Source organism: Nonomuraea sp. NPDC001831 (genome assembly GCF_042892035.1).
Classification (GTDB): domain Bacteria; phylum Actinomycetota; class Actinomycetes; order Streptosporangiales; family Streptosporangiaceae; genus Nonomuraea.
Genome location: NZ_JBIATU010000002.1, coordinates 155,668 through 179,469, shown reverse-complemented (window position 1 = coordinate 179,469; position 23,802 = coordinate 155,668). Strand labels below are relative to the sequence as shown.

Sequence of the window (23,802 nt, the reverse complement as noted above, 5' to 3'; positions counted from 1 at the left end):
AGAATGCCGGTGGCGAAGTGTTGGAGGTGGCGTGGCTGACGGATATCACGGTGGGCTCGGCGTGCTGCTCGACGGCCGGAGGTTGTCGCCGGTGCAGCGCAGGATCGCCCATTACCTGGGCGAGCACCTCGACGAGGCGATCTTCCTGTCCAGCGTCGAGCTGGCCGAGCGGGCCGGGGTCAGCCAGCCGTCGGTGACCAGGTTCGCCATGGTGCTCGGCTTCGCCGGCTATCCCGAGCTGCGCCAGGCGCTGCGCCCGCTGGTGCTCGGCGGCGGCGTGGTCGCGCCCCAGGAGAGCCTGCTGCGCAACGCGATCGACAGCGAGATCCGCAACCTCGCCGTGGTCCGCGACCGGCTGGCCGCCCTCCCGCTCAAGGAGCTGGGCGAGCAGCTCGCCGCCACCGAGCCGCTGCCGGTGCTGGGCCTGCGGGTCTCCTGCGGCCTGGCCACCACCTTCGCCTACTACGCCAGGCGCATCCACCCCGACGTGCGGCTGCTCACCCACGGCGGCTCGGAGCTGGTCGAGGGGCTGCACGCGGCGCGGCGGGCGGGCGCGGAGTGGGTGGTGGCGGTGGTGCTCCCGCGTTATCCGGCCGAGGTCGTGCAGGCGCTGGAGTACGCCGGGAAGCTCGGCCTGCGCGTCGCCGCCATCACCGACAGGCCGGACTTCCCGGCCGAGGTCGTGCTCGACGGCCCGGTCGGGGACCGCCTGGTGTTCGACTCCCACGCGGCCCCTCTGGCCCTGGCCATGGCCCTGGTCGAGGCCATGGCCGACGCCGCGCCGCTGCGTACCAGGGCCAGGCTGGAGGAGTACGAGCGGATGACCGACGAGGCCGGCACGTTCCTACCCGGCGATCCTGCGTAGCGACCGCATCGACCACAGCGTCGTGAGCACCGCGAGCACGATGAACAGCGCGAACGCGATCGGGATCGACGAGTCGCCGAGCCGCCCGGCGAACAGCGCCCGCCCGGCCTCGACCGCGTGGTAGAGCGGGTTGACCGGCGCGATCGCCCGCATCCAGCCGGGCGCGAACGAGATCGGGATGAACAGCCCGGCCAGCAGCATGATCGGCAACATGAACAGGTTGAGCGTCTGCGACATGCCGTTCTCGTCGCGCACGGTCAGCGCCAGCCCCTGCGACAACCCGGACGCGAACAGCCCGGTGGCCGCCATGAGCGCCAGCACCAGCACCAGCTCGACGCCGCCGATCCGCACGCCCATGGCCACGGCCACGACCAGCACCAGGACCGCCTGGCACACCAGCACGACCATGTCCTTGGCCACCCGCCCGAGCACGATGGCCGGCCGCCAGGCGGGGCTGACGGCGTACCGTTCGAGCGAGCCGTTGCGCAGCTCGGCGATCAGGCCGAACCCGGAGAACAGCGAGCCGAACACGGCGATCATCATCATCGACGCGGGCGTGAACATGCGCAGGGCGTCGACCGTGCTGTGGCCCGGCGTCAGGTCCTTGAGCAGCGGCGCGAACATCAGCAGGTAGAGCACCGGCTGCAGGATGCCGAACAGCGGCCAGATCGGGTTGCTGAAGGACTTCTTCAGCTCGTAGCCGGTGAACAGGGCGATGTGGCGGATCATGCGGCGGCTCCGGTGTCGCGCAGGGACCGGCCGGTCTTTGCCAGGAAGACGTCGTCGAGGGTGGAGCGGTCGAGCGCGATCGAGCGCAGGCCGATGCCCTGCTCCTCAAGGACGCGCAGCAGCGCGGGCAGCGTGTGCTCGCCGTCGTCGACGTAGACGCGCAAGGCGTCCTCGTCCAGGCGGACCTCGCGGGCCAGGGGCCTGAGCGCCTCGGCGGCCCGCTCGGGCTCGGCCATCCGCAGCGTGACGACGTCGCCGGAGACCTCGCGCTTGAGCTCGCCGGGCGTGCCCTCGGCCACGATGCGCCCGTGGTCGACGATCACCAGCCGGTCGCAGAGCGCGTCGGCCTCGTCGAGGTAGTGGGTGCTGAGCAGCACGCTCGTGCCGGCCTCGCGGAGCTGCCTGATGCGGTCCCAGAGGTTCGCCCGGTTCTGCGGGTCGAGGCCGGTGGTGGGCTCGTCGAGGAAGAGCAGCGGCGGGGCGTGCACCAGCCCCAGCGCGATGGCCACCCGCCGCTTCTGGCCGCCGGAGAGCGTGCGGCCGGGCCGGTCGGCGAGGTCGGCGAGGTCGAAGCGGTCGAGCACGTCGGCCGTGGCCTGCCTCGGGTCGGCCACGCCGTGGATCTTCGCGGCCATCATGATCTGGGCGCGGGCGCTCGTGGTGTCCTCCACGCCGCCCGCCTGGCTGACGTAGCCGAGCCGGCGGCGCACGCCCTCGGGCTCCGTGCGCAGGTCGTGGCCGGCGACGACCGCGGTGCCGGAGTCGGGCGTGATCAGCGTGGCCAGCATGCGGATCGTCGTGGTCTTGCCGGCGCCGTTGGGGCCGAGCACGCCGAAGATCTCGCCCTTCTCGACGTCGAGGTGTATGCCGCGCACGGCCTCGACGGTCTGCGAGCCCTTGCGGCTCCTGGTGGTGAACGTCTTGCGTAACTCACGTGCCTCAATGATCATTTTTCTCCTCAGGGCAGTTCGTCCTTCTCGACCCGGCCGATCGCGCCTTCGACCCAGTCGAGCTGGGCCTGGAGCATGGCTTGGGTCAGGCGGAGGTTCTCGTCGAGGTGGCGGGGCTCGCCGTAGCGCTGCTTGGTGCCGTACGCGTGGTCGATGGTCTCGATGTTCAGTCGCAGTTGCCGAATCCTGCCATGCAGAGCGTCGAGAATCTCCTGCTTTTTCATCCGGTGCATGAACGTCAGCGCGACCTGGAAGGGGTCGACGACGGGTCTCACCTCGGACCAGCTGTGCATGAGCAGCCGGTGGAACTCGTAGCGGCCGGCCTCGGTCAGCTCGTAGACGACCTTGCCGCCCTTGCCGGCCTCGACGACCGCGAGCAGCCCCTCGTCGGCCATCTTGCCCAGGCCGTGGTAGATCGAGCCGAAGGCGACGTTGGCCCAGGTGTCGGCCCCCATCATCTCCAGCCGGCGGCGTACGCCGTAGCCGTTCATGGGGCCGTCGAGCAGGGAACCGAGGATCAGGATGCGCGTGGACGCCGACATGTGCTCAAGTTTGTACTCAAATTTGTATAACCGTCAAGGTCATAAACTCGGCTCCATGACTGAACGACCGACTGCGCTGGTCACCGGCGCTTCCCGTGGTGTGGGCGAGGCCGTGGCGCGGGCGCTGGGCCCCACGCATCACGTCATCCTCGGCGGCAGGGACGAGTCCGCGCTCGCCGCGCTGGCCGCCGAACTGCCCGACGCGCGGCCCTGGCCCGTCGAGCTGACCCGGCTCACCGAGGCCGACGTCAGCGGCGTCGAGCGGCTCGACGTGCTCGTGCACAGCGCCGGGATCGCGCTGCTCGGCCGGATCGCCGACCAGCCCGCCGCCAACTGGCGCACGACCATGGAGCTCAACGTCGTCGCGGTCGCCGAGCTGACCCGGCTGCTGCTGCCCGCGCTGCGCCGCGCCCGGGGGCACGTCGTCTGCGTGAACTCCGGCGCGGGGCAGCGGGCCAACCCCGACTGGGCCTCGTACGCCGCCAGCAAGTTCGCCCTGCGCGCCTTCGCCGACGCGCTGCGCCTGGAGGAGCCCGAGCTGCGGGTCACCACCGTCTACCCGGGCCGGGTGGCCACCGACATGCAGCGCGGCGTACGCGCCCAGGAGGGCGGCGCGTACGAACCGGACAAGTACCTCACCCCGGAGAGCGTCGCGCGGGCCGTGCTCGCCACGATCAACGCCGGACCCGACGCCCACCTCACCGAACTGACCATCAGACCGAGCGCGGGCCCGGCCAACTGACATCTGAATGGATCCATTCACTACAGTGGACCCATGCTTGAACCACTCGCGCACATAGGACGAGATCCCCGCTCCGGCGGATACGTGAGAGACGCCTGGTCGGCCGCCGACATGGAGCTACGCGGGTGGTTCGCGGGCGAGGCCGCGCGCCGCGGGCTCGACCTGCGGGAAGACCGCAACGGCAACCTCTGGGCCTGGTGGGGCGACCCGTCGCGGCGGCCCGGCGTGGTCACCGGCAGCCACCTCGACTCCGTGCGCCACGGCGGCGCCTACGACGGCCCGCTCGGCGTGGTGTCCGCCTTCGCCGCCCTCGACCTGCTGCGCGAGCGTCAGGTCACGCCGGGCCGGCCGATCGGCGTCGCCTGCTTCACCGACGAGGAGGGGGCCAGGTTCGGCGTGCCGTGCATGGGCTCCCGGCTGCTCACCGGCGCGCTCACGCCCGAGCGCGCGCTCGCGCTCACCGACGACGACGGCGACACGCTGGCCGACGTCATGGCGCGGGCCGGCCGCAAGCCGGCGGACGTCGGCCACGACGCCGAGACCCTGGCCACCGTCGGCACGTTCGTCGAGCTCCACGTCGAGCAGGGCCGCGGCCTGGTGCACGAGGGCCGCCCGGTGGGCGTGGCCAGCGCCATCTGGCCGCACGGCCGGTGGCGGTTCGACTTCCACGGCAGGGCCGACCACGCGGGCACCACCCGGCTGGCCGACCGCGACGACCCGATGCTGCCCTTCGCCCGCCTGGTGCTGGCCGCCCGCGAGGCCGCCGAGCGGCACGACGTGGTGGCCACGGTCGGCAAGACCCGCGTCTCGCCCGGCAACGCCAACGCCGTCCCCGGCCTGGTCACGGCCTGGCTGGACGCCCGAGGCCCGGCGGAGCCCGCGGTGCGCGCCCTGGTCGAGGAGCTGTCCGCGGCGGCCGGCGCCGACGTGCGCGAGGAGTCGTGGACCCCCGAGGTCGCCTTCGGCGCGGCGCTGAGGGACCGGCTGGCCCGCGTGGCCGGCGGCGACACGCCCGCGCCGATCCTGCCGACCGGAGCCGGCCACGACGCCGGAATCCTGGCCACGGCGGGCGTCCCGAGCGCGATGTTGTTCGTACGCAACCCCACCGGCGTGTCCCATTCCCCCGAGGAGCACGCCGACCAGGCAGACTGCCATGCGGGAGTGGTGGCACTCGCGGACGTGCTGGAGGATCTGTGTCGCTGACCTACTGGTGCGAGCAGGCCTGGTTGCCCGACGGGGTCGCCCACGGCGTGCTCATCGAGGTCGAGGGCGCCCGGATCGCCCGGATCGGGCGGGGTGAGCCGGGCTCGGCCGAGCGGCTGCCGGGCCTGACCATCCCCGGCCTGGCCAACGCCCATTCCCACGCCTTCCACCGGGCCCTGCGCGGCGCCACCCAGCGCGGCAAGGGCGACTTCTGGACCTGGCGCGACCAGATGTACGAGGTCGCGGGCAAGCTCGACCCCGACACCTACTTCCAGCTCGCCAGGGCCGTCTACGCCGAGATGGCGCTGGCCGGGGTGACCTGCGTGGGCGAGTTCCACTACCTGCACCACGGCCCCGGCGGCCGCCCGTACGAGGACAGGAACGTGATGAGCCACGCGCTCGTCCAGGCCGCGCGCGAGGCCGGGCTGCGCATCACGCTGCTCGACACCTGCTACCTGTCCGGCGGCATCGGCGTGCCGCTGTCGGGCACCCAGCTGCGCTTCAGCGACGGCAGCGCCGACGGCTGGGCGGCCAGGGCCGACGAGCTGGCCGCCGCCTACGAGGGGCAGCACGACGTCGAGATCGGGGCCGCCGTCCACTCCGTGCGCGCGGTGCCGCCCGACCAGATGCCGGTGGTGGCCGAGTTCTCCCACCGGCACGGCGCCCCGCTGCACGCGCACGTCTCCGAGCAGCGCGCCGAGAACGCCGCCTGCGCCGAGACGTACGCCGCCACGCCGGTCCAGATCCTGCACGAGCGCGGCGTGCTGGGCCCGCGCTCGACCGCGGTGCACGCCACCCACCTGACCGACTCCGACGTGGAGCTGCTCGGCCAGTCCGGCACGTACATCTGCATGTGCCCCACGACCGAGCGCGACCTCGCCGACGGCGTCGGCCCGGCCAGGGCAGCGGCCGACCGCGGCACCCCGATCACGCTCGGCTCCGACGGCCACGCCGTGATCGACCTGTTCGAGGAGGCCCGCGCGGTCGAGCTCGACGAGCGGCTGACCAGCGAGCGGCGCGGCCACTGGAGCGCCGCCGACCTGCTCACCGCCGCCACCGGCGCCGGGCACACCTCGCTCGGCTTCGCCGACGCCGGCCGGCTCATCCCGGGTGCGTGGGCCGACCTGGTGTCGGTCCGGCTCGACTCGGTGCGCACGGCGGGCATCGGCGGGCTGGAGGCCGTGGTGTTCGCGGCGACGGCCTCCGACGTGCACTCGGTGGTCTCCGGCGGCCGCAGGGTGGTCGCGCAGGGCCGCCACGAGCTGGGCGACGTCGGGCACATGCTCTCCGAGGCGATAGGAAAGGTGCGATGACCACCACGCTGATCGACGGGATCGGGCTGCTCTACACCGGCGACCCCGAGCGCGAGGAGATCGCCGACGCGGCGCTGGTCGTCGAGGACGGCCTGGTGGCCTGGGTCGGCCCCGCCTTCCAGGCGCCCGCCGCCGACGAGCGCGTGGCCGCCGGGGGCCGCGCCGTGCTGCCCGGGTTCGTGGACAGCCACGCCCACCTGGTGTTCGCCGGCGACCGTACGGCCGAGTTCCAGGCCCGCATGTCCGGGCAGCCGTACACCGGCGGGGGCATCAGGACGACCGTCGCCGCCACCCGCGCGGCCAGCGACGCCGACCTGGCCACGCACGCCCGCGCCCTGGTGGCGGAGATGCTCGCCCAGGGCACCACCACCGTGGAGATCAAGAGCGGCTACGGGCTCTCCGCCGAGCACGAGCGCCGCTCGCTGGAGATCGCCACCACCCTCACCGACGAGACCACCTACCTGGGGGCGCACGTCGTCCCCGAGGGTGCCGACGCCGACGACTACGTCCGGCTGGTGACGGGCGAGATGCTCGACGCCTGCGCCCCGTACGCCAAATGGGTCGACGTCTTCTGCGAGCGTGGCGCGTTCGACGGCGACCAGACCAGGGAGATCCTGAACGCCGGGATCAAGGCCGGGCTCCAGCCCCGGGTGCACGCCAACCAGCTCACCGAGGGGCCCGGCGTGCGCATCGCCTGCGAGCTGGGCGCGGCCTCGGCCGACCACTGCACCCACCTGTCGGCGGCCGACGTCGACGCCCTCGCCTCGAGCGGGACGGTGGCGACGCTGCTGCCGGGGGCCGAGTTCTCCACCCGCTCGCCCTATCCCGACGCGCGGCGGCTCATCGACGCGGGCGTCACGGTCGCGCTGGCCACCGACTGCAACCCGGGCTCGTCGTTCACCTCCTCGATGCCGTTCTGCGTGGCTCTGGCGGTGCGCGAGATGGGGATGACGCCGCTGGAGGCGGTGCGGGCGGCCACGTACGGCGGGGCCCGCGCGCTGCGCCGCACGGACGTGGGGTGGCTGCGTCAGGGAGCCCGCGCGGACCTCGTCGTGCTCGACGCCCCCTCCTACGTCCATCTGGCGTACCGGCCCGGTGTTCCCCTTGTCCACCAGGTGTTTCAGTCCGGTCTCCTCCTTCAGGAGGACGTTTAAGACCCTCCCTGTGGCGTAGCTGTTTAGGGAATCTTTGCTTCCGGCCGGACGTTGGCCGGGTATAGGACGCAGCTGCGGAACGAGGTGCCAGGGGATGGCAAGGCCTACGGGGAGTCGCACGCAGGAGCAGCACGTCGCTGACCGCGACCTGCTGGGGACGTATCTGGCCGAGATCGGCCGGGTCCCGCTGCTCACGGCGGAGGAAGAGGTGGAGCTCGCCAAGCGGATCGAGGCGGGCCTGTTCGCCGAGCAGCTTCTTGACAGCGGAGGCTCCGAGCCGCGCATCGGGGACGCGGCCGACGAGGAGCTGGAGCGCCTGGCCGTCTCGGGCCAGCGTGCGAAGGACGAGTTCATCCAGGCCAACCTGCGCCTGGTGGTGGCGGTGGCCCGGAAGTACTCGGGCCGGGGGATGCCGCTCATCGACCTGGTCCAGGAGGGGAACCTGGGCCTGGTCCGAGCGGTCGAGAAGTTCGACTACCGCCGGGGGTACAAGTTCTCCACCTACGCGACCTGGTGGATCAGGCAGTCGGTCGGACGGGCCATCCACGAGCAGGCCCGTCCGGTCCGGCTGCCGACGCACGCCGGCGAGCAGATGACCCGGCTGATGCGGGTGCGCCGCGACATGCTGGCCGAGTTCGACGCCGAGCCGACCGACGGCGACCTCGCCGAGATCCTCGACCTGCCGATCGAGCGGGTGCGCGAGCTGCGCCGCTGGGCCTCCGACCCGGTGTCGCTGCAGCTCGGCGTGGGTGACGAGGACGAGACCGAGCTCGGTGACATGATCGCCGACGAGACGTGGGCCGACCCCGAGCAGCAGGCCATCGACATCCTGGAGCGCGAGCGGCTCGACCAGTGGCTCACCGGCCTGGAGGGCGACACCAGCGAGATGCTGCGCTGGCGCTACGGGCTGGTCGACGGGCGCGAGCACACGCTGACCGAGGTGGGGGAGCGTTACGGCATCGGCCGCGACCGCGCCCGCCGCATCGAGCGCGACGCCCTGGCCCGGCTGCGCCGCATGGCCAACGCCGCCGCCTGACCTTTCTCCGCGTTTCCGGCCCCGCCGCCCGGCCTTCCGGGCGGCGCCGCCGTTTCCGGGGCGCCGCCGTCTCCGGGGCTCCGCCGCCCGGCCTCTTGGGCGCCGCCGTTTTCCAGGGCCGTGTCGTAGCGCCCTGCGGGCCTGCTACGGCTTGAGCACGCGGCGCAGGAACTCCTCCACGGCGGCCTCCGCCGTCGCCGTGTCGCCGCCCCTGGCGACCAGCAGGGCGCTCTCGTTGACGGCGGCCAGCAGCATGTGGGCGTGCAGGTCGACGTAGGAGTCGGGCACCGCGCCGGTCGCCTGCAGGGCCGCCTTCAGCATGCCGAACGAGTACCGCTCCTCCATCGCCCGCCAGCTCTCCCAGCCCAGCACCGCGGGCGCGTCGATGAGCACGATGCGCCGGATCACCGGATCGCCTGCCAGCCTGACCCAGGCCAGCACGCCGGCCAGGAGCGCCGCCGCCGGGTCGGCGATGCCGCGCACCGCCTTGGCGATCTTGACGCCGATGGCCGACTCCGTGGCCTCCAGCACCGCCTCGAACAGCGCGTCCTTGCCCGCGAAGTGGTGGTAGAGGGCTCCGCGGCTCAGCCCCGACTCCTGGAGCACGGTCTCGATCGACGTGTCGTCGTAGCCCCGTTCGGCGAACAGCCGCGTGGCGATGGCCAGGACCTTGTCGCGGGTGGCCGCGCCGCGCTCCGCCTTGAGGTTCATGCCCTCACTCTAGACAAACCGACCAACGGTCGGTAATTTCATAGACCGACAGTCGGTCTGTAATCGAGAGGGAGTCGGCATGGACGGCATCAGCTACGTGGACGTGGGCCAGGGCCCGGTGACCCTGTTCGTGCACGGCGTGGGCACCAGCTCGTACCTGTGGCGCAACGTCATCGCCGAGCTGCGCGACGAGCGCCGCTGCGTGGCCCTGGACCTGCCCGCGCACGGCGGCAGCGAGCCGCGCGACGACCTGTCCATCCCCGCGCTGGCCGAGGCCGTGGAGGAGCTGTGCGCCGGGCTCGGCCTGGACGAGGTGGACCTCGTGGCCAACGACACCGGCGGCGCCGTCGCCCAGGTCTTCGCGGTGCGCCACCCCGGACGCCTGCGCTCGCTCACCCTCACCAACTGCGACGTGCACACCAACACCCCGCCGGAGGCGTTCAAGGACACCGTGGAGCTGGCCGTCAGGGGCGAGCTGGCCGGGCTGGTGGCCGCCGTGCTGGACCACCCCGAGCTGCTGGCCGGGACCGCCCTGGGCGCCGGCTACGAGCACATCGACGACCCCGCCGAGCTGGTGGACGCCTACCTGCGCCCGATCCTGGCCAAGCCGGACGGCGGCCGCGCCTTCGAACGCCTGCTGGCCTCGATCGACGCCGCGGACATGGTCGCCATCGAGCCGCGGCTCACCGTGCTCACCGTGCCGACGCTGGTCGTGTGGGGCACCGGCGACGTGTTCTTCGACGTGAGCTGGGCCCGCTGGTTGCGCGACACGATCCCCGGCGTGCGGGAGGTTGTCGAGATCGAGGGCGGGCGGCTGTTCTTCCCCGACGAGCGGGCCGCCGAGCTGGTCCCCCACCTGCGCCGCTTCTGGGGCCGGGCCTAAGCTCTCGATCATGCATGTCGAGACGCTGCGCCGCTACCCGGTCAAGTCGATGCTGGGCGAGGAGGTCGCCGAGAGCGAGGTGACCGAGCGCGGCCTGGCCGGCGACCGGGCCAGGGCGGTGCTCGACGTCGCCACGGGGAAGATCGCCAGTGCCAAGAACCCGCGGCTCTGGCGCGACCTGCTGACCGTCGAAGGCGCCCGCGCGCCGGGCGACGAGGAGCTGTCGAAGCTGCTCGGCCGCGAGGTGCGGCTGATCGACGTGCCGCCGGAGGGGGCCGAGCTGGAGCGGTCGGTGCCCGAGCGGGTGCTGGCCGAGGGCATCGAGGCGGAGGTGCCGTACACGGTGGGCACACTCGGCGGGGCCTCGCCGCAGGGCACCTTCTTCGACTTCGCGCCCCTGCACCTGATCTCCACCTCGACGATCGACCGCATCGGCGAGCTCAGCCCGCGGGGGCACGTCGAAGCCCTCCGCTACCGGCCCAACCTGGTCATCAGGACGGACGCGGAGGGCTTCGTGGAGAACGACTGGGTGGGACGCGAGCTGCACGTCGGGGACGAGGTCGTGCTCCAGGTCATCGTGGCCAGCCCGCGCTGCGCGGTGCCGACGCTCGCCCACGGCGGGCTCGGCCGCGACACCGAGGCGCTGCGCGTGGTGGCCCGGCACAACCGGGTCCAGGTGCTGGAGGCCGGGCTCCAGGCGTGCGCGGGCGTCTACGCGCGGGTGCTGCGCCCCGGCCGGATCGCCCGGGGCGACCGGGTCAGGCCAGCGGGCTGAGGTACTTCTCCAGGTCGTCGAGGATCTTGCCGGCGGCGGTGACGCCGATGCCGGTCATCCAGATCTCGTCGTCCACGTCGTGGGCGTGGCCGGCCTTCACCGCGGCCAGGTTCTTCCACAGCGGGCCGCCGGTCACCGTGGCCTGCGACTTGGCGGCGGCCTCGCCGTAGGCGCTGTAGAAGACGGCGTCGCCGTCGGCCTTGGCGATGTTCTCCTGGCTCAGCTTGCCGAAGCGCTTGTCGTCCTGGTCGGCCAGGCGCTGGGCCTCGGGCCGCTGGACGCCGGCGTCGGCGACCACGATGCCGCTGAACGACTCGGGGCCGTACATGCGGATCTCGGTGGGCATGAAGCGCACGATGCTCACCGACAGCTTGCCGAACTTCCCGCCCAGCGCCTTGGCCCGCTGCTCGTAGGCCGACAGCAGCCCGGACGCCTGCTCCTTCTTGCCCAGGGCGTCGGCGTCCAGCAGGAAGTTCTCCTTCCAGGTGACGCCCACCTTCTCGGTGAACACGGTCGGCGCGATCTTGCTGAGCTTGTCGTAGAAGGCGGCCTGGCGGAACTTCGAGCCGAGGATGAGGTCCGGCTTGAGAGCCATGATGGCCTCGATGTTGGGCTGCTGGAGCGTGCCGACCGGCTTGGTGGCCGACAACGCCGAGCCGAGGTACTCCGGCCAGGTCTGGTTCTCGCCCGCCTGGGCCGCGCCGACGGGGGCCATCCCGAGGGAGACCATCGTGTCCAGCTTGTCGGTGTCGAGCACGACCACCCGCTTGGGGGTCATCGGCACCTTCGTCTCGCCCATGGCGTGCTTGACGGTCCGGGTGGGGCCGGCGTCCTCCGTGCCGGTCGAGGTGCCGCAGGCGGCCAGGGCGAGGACGGGGAGCAGGGCCAGAAGCCGGAGACGCATGAGGGATTCCTTGATCTATTAGGTTAGGCAATCCTAAGTATCTCATGACCGGATCGGCGCGTGTGAAGGGGCCGAAACCTACCCGAAACACCGTGCCGGCGAGATTCACCGGCGCGAAACACTGCAGGTCGAGGCACGAAACCCCGGCCGAACACGCTGTGGCAACACGTCACACGTAAGGAGGGTCGCGTCGTGAAGATCGATAGCGGCACCACAGCCTGGATGCTCGCGGCCACCGCGCTGGTGTTGCTGATGACTCCGGGTCTCGCGTTCTTCTACGGGGGCATGACCAGGGCCAAGAGCGTCCTGAACATGATGATGATGTCCTTCGGCGCCATCATCACGGTCACCGTGGCCTGGGTGCTGTTCGGGCACTCGCTCGCCTTCACCGACAACGGCAGCTCGCTGCTGAACAACGTCGTCGGCGGTTTCGACGCCCTGGGCCTGCAGAGCCTGGTGGAGACGGCCACCAAGGACGACGGCACCGGCATGCCGAGCCTGGTCTTCTCGGCCTTCCAGCTGACGTTCGCCATCATCACCGTCGCCCTGATCAGCGGCGCGATCGCGGACCGGGCGAAGTTCGGCGCGTGGATCCTGTTCAGCGTCATCTGGGCCACCGTGGTGTACTTCCCGGTCGCCCACTGGGTGTGGGGCACCGGCTGGCTCAACACCATGGGCATCGAGGACTTCGCCGGCGGAACCGTCGTCCACATCAACGCCGGCGCCGCGGCGCTGGCCCTGGCCCTCGTGATCGGCAAGCGCCAGGGCTGGCGCAAGGAGCCGATGCGGCCGCACAACCTCACGCTGGTCCTGCTCGGCGCGGGCCTGCTGTGGTTCGGCTGGTTCGGCTTCAACGCCGGTTCCGAGCTGGCCGTGGACGGCACCGCCGGTCTTGCGTTCATGAACACGCAGATCGCCACGGCGGTCGCGGCCGGGGCCTGGCTCGTCGTGGAGAAGCTGCGCGACGGCCACGCCACCAGCCTCGGCGTCGCCTCCGGCGCGGTCGCCGGCCTGGTCGCCATCACGCCGGCCTGCGGCTTCGTGGACCCGTGGGCCGCGATGGTCATCGGCCTGGCCGCGGGGGCCGTCTGCGCCTACGCCGTCGGACTGAAGTACCGGCTGGGCTTCGACGACTCGCTCGACGTGGTCGGCGTGCACCTGGTCGGCGGCGTCATCGGCGCCGTCTCGCTCGGCTTCCTGGCCGCCTATCCCTTCCTCGACCAGCAGAGCAAGGGCCTGTTCTACGGCGGCGGCCTCGGCCAGCTCGGGCTGCAGGTGCTCGGCCCGGTCGCGATCGGCGGCTACTCGTTCGCCGCCACCTGGATCGTCGGCAAGCTCATCGACAGGACCATGGGCTTCCGCATCCCCGCCGAGGACGAACTCACCGGCATCGACGTCACCACGCACGCCGAGACCGGGTACGACCTCGGCACGGTCTACGCCTCCGGCGTGACCACCCCGAACGGTCCCCTCACCCCGGCACCGGCTCCCAAGAAGGTGGAGGCATGAGGCTCATCACCGCGATCATCAAGCCGTTCAAGCTCGACGACGTCAAGGCGGCGCTGGAGCAGTTCGGCATCAAGGGCATGACGGTCAGCGAGGCCAGCGGCTACGGCCGCCAGCGCGGCCACACCGAGGTCTACCGCGGCGCCGAGTACCAGGTGGACCTGGTGCCGAAGGTGCGCCTGGAGGTGCTGACCGAGGAGGACGACGCCGAGGACGTCATCGACGTCATCGTCAAGGCGGCGCACACCGGCAAGATCGGCGACGGCAAGGTCTGGTCCGTGCCCGTCGACACGGCCGTGCGCGTACGCACCGGAGAGCGAGGGCCGGAGGCCCTGTGAGAGGAGAGGCGCGCTCGTACGCCGCGGCCCGCAAGGAGCGGACCGCGGACACCGACCGCTGGCTCAAGGACCTCTTCAGGACGGCGAGCGACGGCGACCAGGTCTCCCTGGTCGCCGTCGGCAGTCTCGGCCGCGGCGAGCCGGCCCCCGGCAGCGACCTGGACCTGGTCCTGCTGCACGACGGGCGGGCCGACGTGGCGCGGATCGCCGACCGCATCTGGTACCCGATCTGGGACTCCGGCGTCGGCCTCGACCACTCCGTGCGGACCGTGGCCGAGGCCGTGGCCGTGGCCGGGCAGGACCTCAAGGCCGTGCTCGGCCTCATCCAGGCCAGGCACGTCGCCGGCGACCCGGAGCTGACCCGCAGGGCCAGGGAGGCGGTGCTGGCCGAGTGGCGGGCCGACTCGCGGCGCAGGCTGGCCGAGCTGCGCGCGTCGGCCGACCGGCGGGCGCAGGTCAGCGGCGAGCTGGCCTTCCTCCTCGAACCCGACCTCAAGGACGGCCGCGGCGGGCTGCGCGACGTCCAGGCGATGCAGGCCGTGGCGGCGGCGTGGGTCGCCTCGGCGCCGGGACCGCGGGCGCGCGAGGCCCACGAGTTCATCCTCGACGTGCGGCACGCGCTGCACGTCGTCACCGCGCGCGGCGCCGACCGGCTGGTGCTCCAGGAGCAGGACGCGGTGGCCGGGCTGCTCGGCCTGCTGGACGCCGAGGCCCTCATGCGCCGGCTCGCCGAGGCGGGCCGGACCGTCTCCCACGCCTTCGACGCCACCTGGCGCACGGTTGACAGGCTGCTGTCAGGGCCGGTCCCGCGCGGGCGCCGTCCGCTGGCCGACGGCGTGGTCGAGCACGGCGGCGAGGTGGTGCTGGCCAGGGGCGCCGACCCGCGCAAGGACCCCGTCCTGGTGCTGCGGGCCGCCGCCGCGGCGGCCGGCTCGGGGCTGCCGCTGGCGCCCGCGACGGTGTCCGTCCTTGCTGCTCAGTCGGCTTCGATGCCGGTGCCGTGGCCGGAGGAGGCGCGCGACGCGCTGGTGTCGATCCTCGGCGCGGGACGGGCCGCCGTGCCGGTGTGGGAGGAGCTCGACCAGGCGGGCGTCCTTGTCAAGCTGCTTCCTGACTGGGAGCGCGTGCGGCACCGTCCGCAGCGCAACCCCATCCACCGCTTCACCGTCGACCGGCACCTGATCGAGACCGCCGCGAACGCCGCCGGCCACGCCCGCGAGGTATCCCGTCCCGACCTGCTGCTGATCGGCGCGCTCCTGCACGACATCGGCAAGGGCTGGCCGGGCGACCACTCGGCGACGGGCGAGGTCGTGGTCCGCGACCTCGCCCGCCGCATGGGGCTGCCCGCCCGCGACGTCGAGACGCTGGCCACCGTCGTGCGCCACCATCTGCTGCTGCCCGAGACCGCCACCCGCAGGGACCTCGACGACCCGGTCACGATCGAGAAGGTCGCCGCCACGGTCGGCTCCCGCGAGGTGCTCGACCTGCTGGCCGCGCTGGCCGTCGCCGACGGCAACGCGACCGGGCCGGCCGCGTGGAACGCCTGGAAGGCCGGGCTGGTCGCCGACCTCGTCCGCCGGGTCAGGTCGGTGTTGTCGGGCGCGCCGCCGCCCAAGGCGCCCTCGATCCCGCCCGAGCAGGCGGCGCTGGCCCGGCACGGCGGCGGCGCGGTGCGCGTCAACGGCGGGGCGGTCACCGTCGTCGCGCCCGACCGGGCCGGGCTGTTGTGGAGCGCCGCCGGGGTGCTGGCCGCCCACCGGATGGTCGTGCGCTCGGCGTCGGCGGCCTCGGCCGGCGGCACGGCGGTGATCGAGTTCGCCGTCGTGCCCGAGTACGGCTCGCCGCCCGACCCCGCCACCCTGGAGGCCGACCTCCGCCTGGTCCTTGCCGGGCGTCTTGACATCGAGCAGCGGCTGGCCCGCCGGGCCAGGTCCGTGCGGGCGCCGCGGGTACCTGTGGCTCCACCTCGGGTGACACTGGTCGACGACGCCTCCGCGACGGCCACCGTGGTGGAAGTCAGGGCCCATGACAGGCCGGGGCTCCTGTGGCGCATCGGACGGGCGTTCGGGGAGTGCGGTCTTGACGTGAGAGCCGCCCGCGTGGAGACTCTCGGCGCGGAGGCGGTGGACGTCTTCTATGTCGTGGACCGCGCCGGTCGCCCCCTCAGCGACAGCGCGCAGCGAGCTCAAGTCCGCGATCAGGTGCTGGCCGCACTGCGATAACCAACAGTGAACAACTGTCGGTCACATATGTAACGATTGTGTCCGAAATGCCTGTTAAGTCGGATGCTGCGGATACCTTGTGGACGGCTTTGACACCCGTCGTTGCACGGGACGATTGAGGGGTAGCGAAAGCAGTGATCACGGGGAACTCCGACAGCGGCCATGCCGCGAGGCGGGACCGCGGGAAGCGGTCGCTGCCTCGCCTCGGCCTGCGGAACTGGCGCGTGAGATGGCGTCTGACGGCGCTCATCCTCGTGCCCACCATCGCCGGCGTCGTGCTCGGGGGAGCGCGCGTGGTCGGCTCGGTCCAGAGCATCGGCGACTACGACCGCACGGCCACCGCGGCCGAGCAGGCCGGCCGGATCCGCGACCTGGTGCAGGCACTCGGCCTGGAGCGTGACACGGGGGGCTGGATCGGCGCCTATCCCAAGCTGCGCAAGTCGAAGGCCGGCGAACTCGCCGAGTACAAGGCCGCGGTCGACAAGCTGGTCACCAGCGTCCGCGCCGACCTCGACACCATGGACGGGTCCTACGGCGATCGCGTCGTCAAGGCCGCCGGCCAGGCCAAGTACGACCTCAACCGGCTGAGCAAGATCCGCGCCGAGGGCCAGGCCGACACCATCCGGTACGACTTCCTGACCGACACCCTGCTCAAGCTGCACGACGAGCTCGCGCTGCTGTCGGACGACTCCCAGATCATCGGCCACTTCCGCGCCCTGAGCGCGCTCGCGCAGGCCAAGGAGGAGATGTCCCGCCAGCGCGTGCAGCTGCTGAAGAACTCCTACAACGTCGAGCGCGTCGACGCCAAGGAGGTCGAGCGGTTCATCGCCTCCAACGCCCGCGAGCAGAGCGACATCGCCACCGTGGGCGCCGAGGCCGGCGTCGAGATCGGCCTGCAGCTGTCCAAGCTGCTGACCGGCAAGAACGAGTACGTCAACGTCCAGCTCACCAAGGCCCGCGCGGTCACCCTGGCCAGTGGCCGGGCCCCGGGCGTGCGGATCGCCGACAACCTGATCTCCTCCCGGTCCAACGCCCGCGAGCAGTGGTTCAACGACAACAAGGTCGCGATCGGCGTCCTGCACGAGATCGAGAAGGACCTCGCCGACAAGGTGAACCTGCGCAGCCAGGAGCTGCGCGAGTCCGAGATCCGCAACGCCATCATCGCCGGTGTGCTGATCCTGGCGCTGCTGCTGATCGTGCTGCTGCTCACCGTGGCCATCGCCCGTTCGATGGTCGGCCCGCTGCGCCGGCTGCGCACGGAGGCCCTGGAGATCGCCGGCTTCCGGCTCCCCGACGTGGTCCGCCAGCTCCGCGTCTCCGGCGAGGCCAGCACCGAGGTGCGCCCGATCGAGGTCGAGGGCCAGGACGAGATCGGCGAGGTCGCGCGCGCCTTCGACCAGGTCCACCGCCAGGCCGTGCGCCTGGCCGGTGAGGAGGCCGAGCTCCGCAGCAACATCAGCTCGATGTTCGTCAACCTCTCGCGCCGCACCCAGACGCTGGTCGAGCGGCAGATCTCGCTGATCGACGGCCTGGAGAAGGGCGAGCAGGACGGCGGCCGGCTGGCCGACCTGTTCAAGCTCGACCACCTGGCCACCCGCATGCGCCGCAACTCCGAGAACCTGCTGGTCCTCGCCGGCCACGAGGCCACCCGCCGGCGCAGCCAGCCGGCCAAGCTGGTCGACGTCGTGCGCGCCGCGCTGTCGGAGGTCGAGGGCTACGAGCGCGTCCAGGTCAAGGTCCACCGGGCCACGTCCGTGCAGGGCAGCGCCGCCAACGACCTGGTCCACCTGGTGGCCGAGCTGGTCGAGAACGCGATCCAGTTCTCCCCGAGCAACTCCCAGGTCCTGGTCTCCAGCAGCCTCATCGAGGGCGGCGGCGCGCTGCTGTCGGTGAGCGACTCCGGCATCAGCATGACCGAGGAGGAGCTGGCCGAGGCCAACCGCCGCCTGGCCGAGCCGCCGGTCGTGGACGTGTCGGTCTCCCGCCGCATGGGCCTGTTCGTGGTCGGCCGGCTGGCGCTGCGCCACGGCATCCGGGTGCAGCTGCGCAAGGGCGAGGGCACCGGCCTGATCGCCATGGTGCTGCTGCCGCCCACGCTGATCGCCGACAACATGCAGCAGCCGCTGCCGCAGCGCCCGGCGTTCGGCGGCGGGACCGTGCCGCCGCCCACGCCGAACGGCTCGTTCCGGTCGTTCGGCAGCTTCGACTCGGTCGAGGCGAACGGGGCGAACGGGGCCAGGCCGGCTCCGGGCGACCCGGCCAGGTTCGGCACCGGGCCTTCGGCGCCCTCCGGAAGCTTCAACAGCGCTCCCTCCGGGCCGCCGTCCTTCGACAACCCGCCGCCGCCCGCGCCCCGGCACGGGCTCGGGGCGTTCAACTCCGACCCGGGCGGTCCGGTCAACGGCTTCACGGCCGACACCGACGGCGGTTCCTACCGGCGGCAGCCGTCCTCGTTCGACTCCGGGGCCTACCCGTCGTTGTCGTCGGGCAACGGCTCGTTCCCGTCGTACCCGGCGAGCGGCGGGACGTTCCCGACGCCGCCGCCGTACGCGACCAACTACGGGACGAACGACGTGCGTCGTCCCGATCCGACGCCCTCGGTGGACGTCTCGCCGATGGAGCCGGAGCAGGAGGAGTTTCTGCCGATCTTCGCGTCGGTGGAGTCCGCGTGGTTCCGCAGGCCGCCGGGGGAGTCGGCGCCCGAGGCGCCCTCGTCCGGCGAGAACGGCGGTGAGGCGAGGCCCGCGCAAGCCGTACCCTCTGGGGAGGAAGCGTGGCAGACGGCCGCGGACGCCGGTTGGCGTGCGGCGGCCAAAGCCAGCGAGCCCAGCCTCGGCGGCGTGACCGCCGCGGGGCTCCCCAAGCGCACCCCCAAGGCCAATCTGGTCCCCGGCACGGCCAGCCAGCCCGCTCAGCAGCAGGCTCAGCAGTCGCCGCCGCCGGCGCCACCGGTCTCAGCCGACCGGATGCGCAGCCGCATGGCCAGTTACCAGAAGGGTGTGCGACGGGGCCGCCAGGAAGTACGTGGACAGGAGGAACAGAGTGAGTAAGCGTCCCGCTGGGGAGGATGCGTGACAACGCTGAGCCATGAAGCGCACCGCTTCGACTGGCTGATCACCGACTTCGTGCGCAACACTCCGGGGGTCGCGCACGCCGTCGTCGTCTCGGCGGACGGCCTGTGCCTGGCCGCCTCCGAGGGTTTCCCGCCGGACCGGGCCGACCAGCTCGCGGCGGTCTCCGCCGGTCTGCTGAGCCTGACGGTGGGCGCGTCCAGGGTGTTCGAGGGCGGCGCGGTGTCGCAGACGGTCGTCGAGATGCAGCGCGGGCTGCTCCTGGTCATGGCGATCAGCGACGGCTCCGTGCTCACGGTGCTGGCGGGTCCTGATTGTGACATGGGGCTGGTGGCGTACCAGATGACGCTGCTGGTAGACAGAGCGGGACAGGCGCTCACGCCGGCCCTGCGCGCCGAACTCCAGGCCGCCAGGACCCGGTGATGTGATGGAACTGATGGGAGAGGGCCGTGTACGGCAGTGACGGGACCGGGGACGACGAGCCCCTGTTCCGTCCTTACGCGGTGACCGGCGGCCGTTCCGAGCCGCGGTATCACCTCGCGATGGAGACGCTGATCTCGTCGATGTCGATCCCGGACGACGAGATGGCCATGCTCACCCCCGAGCAGGAGGCCATCATGCAGCTCTGCAGGACGTTCCGGTCGGTCGCCGAGATCTCGGCCCTGCTCCGCGTCCCGCTGGGCGTGGCGAGGGTGCTAGTGGCGGACATGTCAGACGAAGGTCTCGTCCGCCTGCACCAGCCACGCCTCAGCCAGGGACAGCCAGACCTCAACATGCTCGAAAGGGTGCTCAGTGGACTTCGCAGGCTCTAGCCCCGGGCTCACTTCGACGAAGATCGTCGTCGCTGGTGGGTTCGGCGTCGGCAAGACGACGTTCGTGGGGGCGGTGTCCGAGATCCTCCCGCTCACCACGGAAGCGGTGATGACCGACGCGTCCGCGGGCATCGACGACCTCGGGTTGACGCCGAACAAGCAGACCACCACCGTCGCCATGGACTTCGGCCGGCTCTCGCTCGACCGCGACCTGATCCTGTACCTGTTCGGCACGCCCGGACAGCACCGGTTCTGGTTCATGTGGGACGACCTGGTCCGCGGCGCCATCGGCGCGGTCGTGCTGCTCGACACCCGCCGCCTGGCCGACAGCTTCCCCGCCATCGACTACTTCGAAGAGGCCAAGCTGCCGTTCGTGGTGGGCATCAACGGCTGGGACGGGCAGTTCCCGCACACCGACGACGAGGTGCGCGAGGCGCTCGCGCTGGGCTCGCACGTGCCGATCGTGCGCACCGACGCCCGCAACCGCGAGTCGGTCAAGACGACGCTGATCTCGCTGGTCGAGCACGTCGTACGGCTGCGCGCGGCCCCCGTCCGCTAGCCGCCGACCGCCCACGGGACGCTCTCCAGCGAGTTGAGCACGGGCACCAGCGCCCGCTCCTCGACGTCGAAGTGGCTCTCCAGCTCGGCGGCGACGCGTTCGATCGCCGCCGGGTCGCTCGCCGCTCGCAGCTCCTCGACCAGTGCCGCGATCACCTCGTGCTCGCGGCGCAGCCGGTCGAGCGCCTTCTTCAGCTCCGGGCGCGTGCCCTCCAGGAACGGGAACGCCACCCGGTCCTCGCCGGAGTGGTGGAAGCTCAGCGCGTCGCAGAAGGTCAGGCAGTGCGCCCGCAGGTCGTCGGTGACGGCCCCGCCCGCGCGCAGCTTCGCCAGCTCGCCCCTGAACCAGTCGTGCACCTTGACCAGCTCGTCGCCGAAGGCCCGCACCCGCTCGTCCATGTCACTATCCTTTGCTCAGACGACGACAAATTAGCTTTGTGAACAAAGCTAATTTAGACAGCAAGGTATTGGCGATGTCAACCGACGGCTTGAGCGTGGACGAAGGCATCAGGACGCTGCTGCTCCTGATGCCGCGCATGGTGGGCCGGGCCAAGCGGCTCAAGGTGCCCGAGGCGCTGCGGTCCTTGTCGCTGGCCCCCCGGCACCTGTCGATGCTGGCCTACCTGCTGTTCGACGGCCCGACGACGGTCAACGAGCTGGCCGGGCGCCTGGAGGTGGCGCCGGCCACCGTGAGCCTGATGGTGGGCGAGCTGAGCAGGAAGGGCGTGCTGGAACGCCGCGAGGACGACGCCGACCGCCGCCGCACGATCGTCAGCATCGCCCCGGCCCACCAGGAGGCGATCACCGAATGGCTCGGCTATGGCGCCACGGCCTGGCGGGCCGCGCTCGACCCGCTGACGCCGCAGGAGCGGCAGACGTTCGTGCGCACCCTGCTGGCCTACGAGCAGGCGTTGTCAGCCCGCTGACCGGCTGTTCACCAGCACCTCGACGCCGTCGAGCACACGCTGGAGGCCGAACTCGAAGGCGTGCTCGGGGCTGTAGGCGGCCTGCAGCGCCTCCCCGGCCGCCTGGCCGACGCGCGAGGCCGTGGGGAACATGGCCGGGTCGGAGATCCGGCTGAGGAAGGGCGCGTGCGCGGCCCACCACTGCACGTCCGTCATGCCGGTCTGGCTCTCGGCCTGGGCCGCCTCCACCGCGCCCCGCGCGGTGCCGTGCACGAAGCCGGTGACCAGCGTGATCACCGAGTCCATCTCCAGGTCGGTCAGGCCGATGCCGTCGATGGCGCGCAGCTCGTAGTCGTACTTGGCGGTGACGTTGGGGCCGAGGACCGGGCGGCTCGCCGCCACCTGGAGCAGCCATGGGTGGCGCAGGTAGAGGGCGAAGTTCTCGCGGGCGATCAGCTCCAGCCGGGCCCGCCAGCCGCCCGGCACGTCCTCGGGGCGGGCGGTCTCGCCGTAGACGGTGTCGAGCATGACGTCGAGCAGCTCGGGTTTGCCGGGCACGTACGTGTAGAGCGACATCGTGCCCACGCCCAGCTTCTCGGCCACCCGGCGCATGGACAGCGCCGCCAGCCCCTCGGCGTCGGCCACGTCGATGGCGGCGCGGACGATGCGCTCGACGCTCAGCTCCGGCTTGCCCTTGCGGCTGGCCCGTTCGCTCGTCCGCCACAGCAGCGCGAGGCTGCGGGCCGGGTCGCCCTTGCCCGGGTACTCAACAGTCACCCTCGTACGGTACACCGTACGGTTGCGTGCGTCGAGCGTATGCTGTACGGTACGTCGTACGATTCGATAGGGAGGTGGCCATGTCCGCAGTGCTCGCCCAGGGCCTGCGCAAGACCTACGGCTCGAAGACGGCGCTCGACGGCGTCGATCTCGACGTGCCCGCGGGCACCGTCTACGGCCTGCTCGGGCCCAACGGCGCCGGGAAGACCACCGCCGTCCGCATCCTCACCACGCTGCTGCGCCCCTCGGCCGGCCGGGCGGAGGTGGCCGGCTTCGACGTGACGGCCCAGCCCCGTCGGGTCCGCGCCGCCATCGGCCTGGTCGGCCAGCAGACGGCCGTGGACGAGATCCTGACCGGCCGGCAGAACCTGGAGCTGTTCGGCCGCCTCCACCACCTGAGCGCGCCGGCCGCCCGCGCCAGGGCCGCCGAGCTGCTGGAGCGCTTCGGCCTGACCGGGCACGACGGCCCGGCCAAGGAGCTGTCCGGCGGCCTGCGCCGCCGGCTCGACCTGGCCGCGAGCATGATCCTCGCGCCGCCCGTGCTCTTCCTCGACGAGCCCACCACCGGCCTCGACCCGCGCAGCCGCGCCGGGATCTGGAACGCGGTGCGCGAGCTGGTCGCGGGCGGCACGACCGTGCTGCTGACCACCCAGTACCTGGAGGAGGCCGACCAGCTCGCCGACCGCGTCGCGGTGATCGACTCGGGCCGGCTGGTGGCCGAGGGCACGCCGGAGGAGCTGAAGTCCAAGCTCGGCGGCGACCGGCTCGACGTGGTGATCAACGACCCGGCGCGGCTCGACGAGGCGGCAGCGATCCTCTCGGGGGCCTCCGCGGGCCCCGCCGAGATCGACCGGGACACCCGGCATGTCAGCGCCCCGGTGGGCGACCGGGTGAGCGGGCTCACCCGGGTCCTGCCCGCGCTGGCGGCGGCCGGCATCGAGGCCGCCGACGTCGCGCTGCGCCGGCCGACCCTCGACGAGGTCTTCCTGAACCTGACGACCGTGGGAGGCGATCGATGACCGCACTCAGATGGGCGCTGGCCGACGGCTGGACCGTCGCCCGCCGCGACCTGATCCACTGGGCCAACCAGCCCATGACGCTGGTCTTCGGGGTGCTCTTCCCCGTGGTGATCACCCTGGCCTTCGGCTACCTGTTCGGCGGCGCGGTCGAGGTGCCCGCGGGGGCCGACTACTTCGCCTTCCTCATGCCCGGCATGTACGGCATGACGATGCTCTTCGGCCTGAGCTCCACCATGGTGGCCGTCTCGTCCGACGTCTCCAAGGGCGTCACCGACCGATTCCGGTCGATGCCCATGGCGCCCTCGGCCGTGCTGACCGGGCGGGCGGTGGCCGACCTGCTCAACTCGGTCCTGATCCTGGGCGGGCTGTTGCTGTGCGGCCTGGCGGTGGGCTGGCGGCCGGCCTCGGCCGGGGGCGCGCTGGGCGCGATCGGCCTGCTGCTGCTCCTGCGCTTCGCGCTGCTGTGGGCGGGCATCTACCTCGGCCTGCTCACCCGTGAGCCGGGCGCGGTGGTCGCCATCCAGACGCTGGAGTTCCCGATCGGCTTCCTGTCCAACGCCTTCGTCGCGCCCGGCACCATGCCCGGCTGGCTGGGCGCGATCTCGGAGTGGAACCCGCTGTCCTCCACGGTCGCCGCCACCCGGCAGCTGTTCGGCAACCCGGGCTGGGGCGGCGACTCGTGGGTGGCCCAGCACGCCGTGACGATGGCGGTGTTGTGGCCGGTGGCGATCACCGTCGTGTTCTTCGTCCTGTCCGTCCGCCTGTACCAGCGACTGGACCGTTAGCC

At 72.1% G+C, this 23,802-nt stretch carries 25 protein-coding genes; 18 read left to right on the top strand and 7 right to left on the bottom strand.

Annotated features, from left to right (window positions below; translation table 11 throughout):
* Positions 1–31: 31 nt before the first annotated feature.
* A complete protein-coding gene (locus tag ACFYYW_RS06370; RefSeq protein ID WP_387645791.1) occupies positions 32–865 on the top strand; it encodes a MurR/RpiR family transcriptional regulator in 834 nt (277 codons plus the stop codon).
* On the opposite strand, the gene ACFYYW_RS06365 is transcribed toward ACFYYW_RS06370, so the two are convergent.
* The 3 genes from ACFYYW_RS06365 to ACFYYW_RS06355 are packed head-to-tail and all read right to left on the bottom strand — an operon-like array spanning position 845 to position 3,086.
* The gene (locus ACFYYW_RS06365; RefSeq protein ID WP_387645788.1) at positions 845–1,594 is read right to left on the bottom strand and encodes an ABC transporter permease; all 750 of its coding nucleotides are present in this window, start codon (positions 1,592–1,594) and stop codon (positions 845–847) included. The genes ACFYYW_RS06370 and ACFYYW_RS06365 overlap by 21 nt on opposite strands.
* The gene (locus ACFYYW_RS06360) at positions 1,591–2,544 is read right to left on the bottom strand and encodes an ATP-binding cassette domain-containing protein (RefSeq protein ID WP_387645785.1); all 954 of its coding nucleotides are present in this window, start codon (positions 2,542–2,544) and stop codon (positions 1,591–1,593) included. The genes ACFYYW_RS06365 and ACFYYW_RS06360 overlap by 4 nt, the downstream gene beginning before the upstream one ends.
* Positions 2,545–2,552: 8 nt before the next feature.
* On the bottom strand, positions 2,553–3,086 hold the full coding sequence (locus ACFYYW_RS06355) for a PadR family transcriptional regulator (protein WP_352326833.1): 534 nt from the start codon (positions 3,084–3,086) through the stop codon (positions 2,553–2,555).
* A 55-nt stretch (positions 3,087–3,141) separates the two neighbouring features.
* Here ACFYYW_RS06355 and ACFYYW_RS06350 point away from each other — a divergent pair, with 55 nt between their 5' ends.
* From ACFYYW_RS06350 to ACFYYW_RS06330, 5 genes are all read left to right on the top strand, one after another.
* Positions 3,142–3,828 (top strand): SDR family oxidoreductase, encoded by a 687-nt coding sequence (locus ACFYYW_RS06350; RefSeq protein WP_387645783.1) that lies wholly within the window; start codon positions 3,142–3,144, stop codon positions 3,826–3,828.
* Positions 3,829–3,861: 33 nt separating this feature from the next.
* Positions 3,862–5,031, top strand: a complete 1,170-nt coding sequence (locus ACFYYW_RS06345; RefSeq protein ID WP_387645780.1) for an allantoate amidohydrolase — start codon at positions 3,862–3,864, stop codon at positions 5,029–5,031.
* Positions 5,022–6,344, top strand: a complete 1,323-nt coding sequence (locus tag ACFYYW_RS06340) for a formimidoylglutamate deiminase (RefSeq protein ID WP_352326836.1) — start codon at positions 5,022–5,024, stop codon at positions 6,342–6,344. Before ACFYYW_RS06345 ends, ACFYYW_RS06340 begins: the two co-directional genes overlap by 10 nt.
* Positions 6,341–7,498 (top strand): imidazolonepropionase, encoded by a 1,158-nt coding sequence (gene hutI, locus ACFYYW_RS06335; RefSeq protein ID WP_387645778.1) that lies wholly within the window; start codon positions 6,341–6,343, stop codon positions 7,496–7,498. The genes ACFYYW_RS06340 and hutI overlap by 4 nt, the downstream gene beginning before the upstream one ends.
* A 94-nt stretch (positions 7,499–7,592) precedes the next feature.
* A complete protein-coding gene (locus tag ACFYYW_RS06330; protein ID WP_352350215.1) occupies positions 7,593–8,534 on the top strand; it encodes a sigma-70 family RNA polymerase sigma factor in 942 nt (313 codons plus the stop codon).
* A 144-nt stretch (positions 8,535–8,678) separates the two neighbouring features.
* On the opposite strand, the gene ACFYYW_RS06325 is transcribed toward ACFYYW_RS06330, so the two are convergent.
* Positions 8,679–9,245, bottom strand: coding sequence for a TetR/AcrR family transcriptional regulator (locus tag ACFYYW_RS06325; RefSeq protein WP_387645775.1), 567 nt, complete (start codon positions 9,243–9,245; stop codon positions 8,679–8,681).
* 79 nt (positions 9,246–9,324) lie between these two features.
* Here ACFYYW_RS06325 and ACFYYW_RS06320 point away from each other — a divergent pair, with 79 nt between their 5' ends.
* Complete coding sequence (locus ACFYYW_RS06320; RefSeq protein WP_387645773.1) at positions 9,325–10,128, top strand: alpha/beta fold hydrolase; 804 nt, start codon at positions 9,325–9,327, stop codon at positions 10,126–10,128.
* Between the two features lie 10 nt (positions 10,129–10,138).
* Positions 10,139–10,903, top strand: coding sequence for an MOSC domain-containing protein (locus ACFYYW_RS06315; RefSeq protein WP_387645770.1), 765 nt, complete (start codon positions 10,139–10,141; stop codon positions 10,901–10,903).
* Here the strand turns inward: ACFYYW_RS06315 and ACFYYW_RS06310 are convergent.
* A complete protein-coding gene (locus ACFYYW_RS06310; protein WP_387645768.1) occupies positions 10,887–11,807 on the bottom strand; it encodes an ABC transporter substrate-binding protein in 921 nt (306 codons plus the stop codon). The genes ACFYYW_RS06315 and ACFYYW_RS06310 overlap by 17 nt on opposite strands.
* 192 nt (positions 11,808–11,999) lie before the next feature.
* Here ACFYYW_RS06310 and ACFYYW_RS06305 point away from each other — a divergent pair, with 192 nt between their 5' ends.
* From ACFYYW_RS06305 to ACFYYW_RS06275, 7 genes are all read left to right on the top strand, one after another.
* A complete protein-coding gene (locus tag ACFYYW_RS06305; RefSeq protein WP_352321404.1) occupies positions 12,000–13,316 on the top strand; it encodes an ammonium transporter in 1,317 nt (438 codons plus the stop codon).
* Positions 13,313–13,651: a P-II family nitrogen regulator gene (locus tag ACFYYW_RS06300; RefSeq protein ID WP_352321406.1), complete on the top strand. Its 339-nt coding sequence runs from the start codon at positions 13,313–13,315 to the stop codon at positions 13,649–13,651. Before ACFYYW_RS06305 ends, ACFYYW_RS06300 begins: the two co-directional genes overlap by 4 nt.
* Positions 13,648–15,873 (top strand): [protein-PII] uridylyltransferase, encoded by a 2,226-nt coding sequence (locus tag ACFYYW_RS06295; RefSeq protein ID WP_352321408.1) that lies wholly within the window; start codon positions 13,648–13,650, stop codon positions 15,871–15,873. The genes ACFYYW_RS06300 and ACFYYW_RS06295 overlap by 4 nt, the downstream gene beginning before the upstream one ends.
* Before the next feature lie 224 nt (positions 15,874–16,097).
* Positions 16,098–18,923, top strand: coding sequence for a nitrate- and nitrite sensing domain-containing protein (locus ACFYYW_RS06290; protein WP_387645764.1), 2,826 nt, complete (start codon positions 16,098–16,100; stop codon positions 18,921–18,923).
* Positions 18,924–18,944: 21 nt separating this feature from the next.
* Entirely contained in the window at positions 18,945–19,367 is a 423-nt protein-coding gene (locus ACFYYW_RS06285) for a roadblock/LC7 domain-containing protein (protein ID WP_185844483.1), read from the top strand.
* Between the two features lie 26 nt (positions 19,368–19,393).
* Positions 19,394–19,756: a DUF742 domain-containing protein gene (locus tag ACFYYW_RS06280; RefSeq protein ID WP_125631446.1), complete on the top strand. Its 363-nt coding sequence runs from the start codon at positions 19,394–19,396 to the stop codon at positions 19,754–19,756.
* Positions 19,737–20,315, top strand: coding sequence for an ATP/GTP-binding protein (locus tag ACFYYW_RS06275; RefSeq protein WP_352321413.1), 579 nt, complete (start codon positions 19,737–19,739; stop codon positions 20,313–20,315). Before ACFYYW_RS06280 ends, ACFYYW_RS06275 begins: the two co-directional genes overlap by 20 nt.
* On the opposite strand, the gene ACFYYW_RS06270 is transcribed toward ACFYYW_RS06275, so the two are convergent.
* Positions 20,312–20,713 carry a hemerythrin domain-containing protein gene (locus ACFYYW_RS06270; RefSeq protein ID WP_387645760.1) on the bottom strand — a complete coding sequence of 134 codons (402 nt, stop codon included), beginning with the start codon at positions 20,711–20,713 and terminating at the stop codon, positions 20,312–20,314. The genes ACFYYW_RS06275 and ACFYYW_RS06270 overlap by 4 nt on opposite strands.
* A 74-nt stretch (positions 20,714–20,787) precedes the next feature.
* Between ACFYYW_RS06270 and ACFYYW_RS06265 the strand changes: the two genes are divergently transcribed.
* The gene (locus tag ACFYYW_RS06265; RefSeq protein ID WP_352321416.1) at positions 20,788–21,240 is read left to right on the top strand and encodes a MarR family winged helix-turn-helix transcriptional regulator; all 453 of its coding nucleotides are present in this window, start codon (positions 20,788–20,790) and stop codon (positions 21,238–21,240) included.
* Here ACFYYW_RS06265 and ACFYYW_RS06260 read toward each other — a convergent pair.
* Entirely contained in the window at positions 21,229–21,996 is a 768-nt protein-coding gene (locus tag ACFYYW_RS06260) for a TetR/AcrR family transcriptional regulator (protein ID WP_387645757.1), read from the bottom strand. The genes ACFYYW_RS06265 and ACFYYW_RS06260 overlap by 12 nt on opposite strands.
* Positions 21,997–22,076: 80 nt before the next feature.
* Between ACFYYW_RS06260 and ACFYYW_RS06255 the strand changes: the two genes are divergently transcribed.
* A complete protein-coding gene (locus ACFYYW_RS06255; RefSeq protein WP_387645754.1) occupies positions 22,077–23,015 on the top strand; it encodes an ATP-binding cassette domain-containing protein in 939 nt (312 codons plus the stop codon).
* Positions 23,012–23,800 carry an ABC transporter permease gene (locus tag ACFYYW_RS06250; protein WP_364420438.1) on the top strand — a complete coding sequence of 263 codons (789 nt, stop codon included), beginning with the start codon at positions 23,012–23,014 and terminating at the stop codon, positions 23,798–23,800. The genes ACFYYW_RS06255 and ACFYYW_RS06250 overlap by 4 nt, the downstream gene beginning before the upstream one ends.
* The last annotated feature ends 2 nt before the right edge of the window (positions 23,801–23,802 follow it).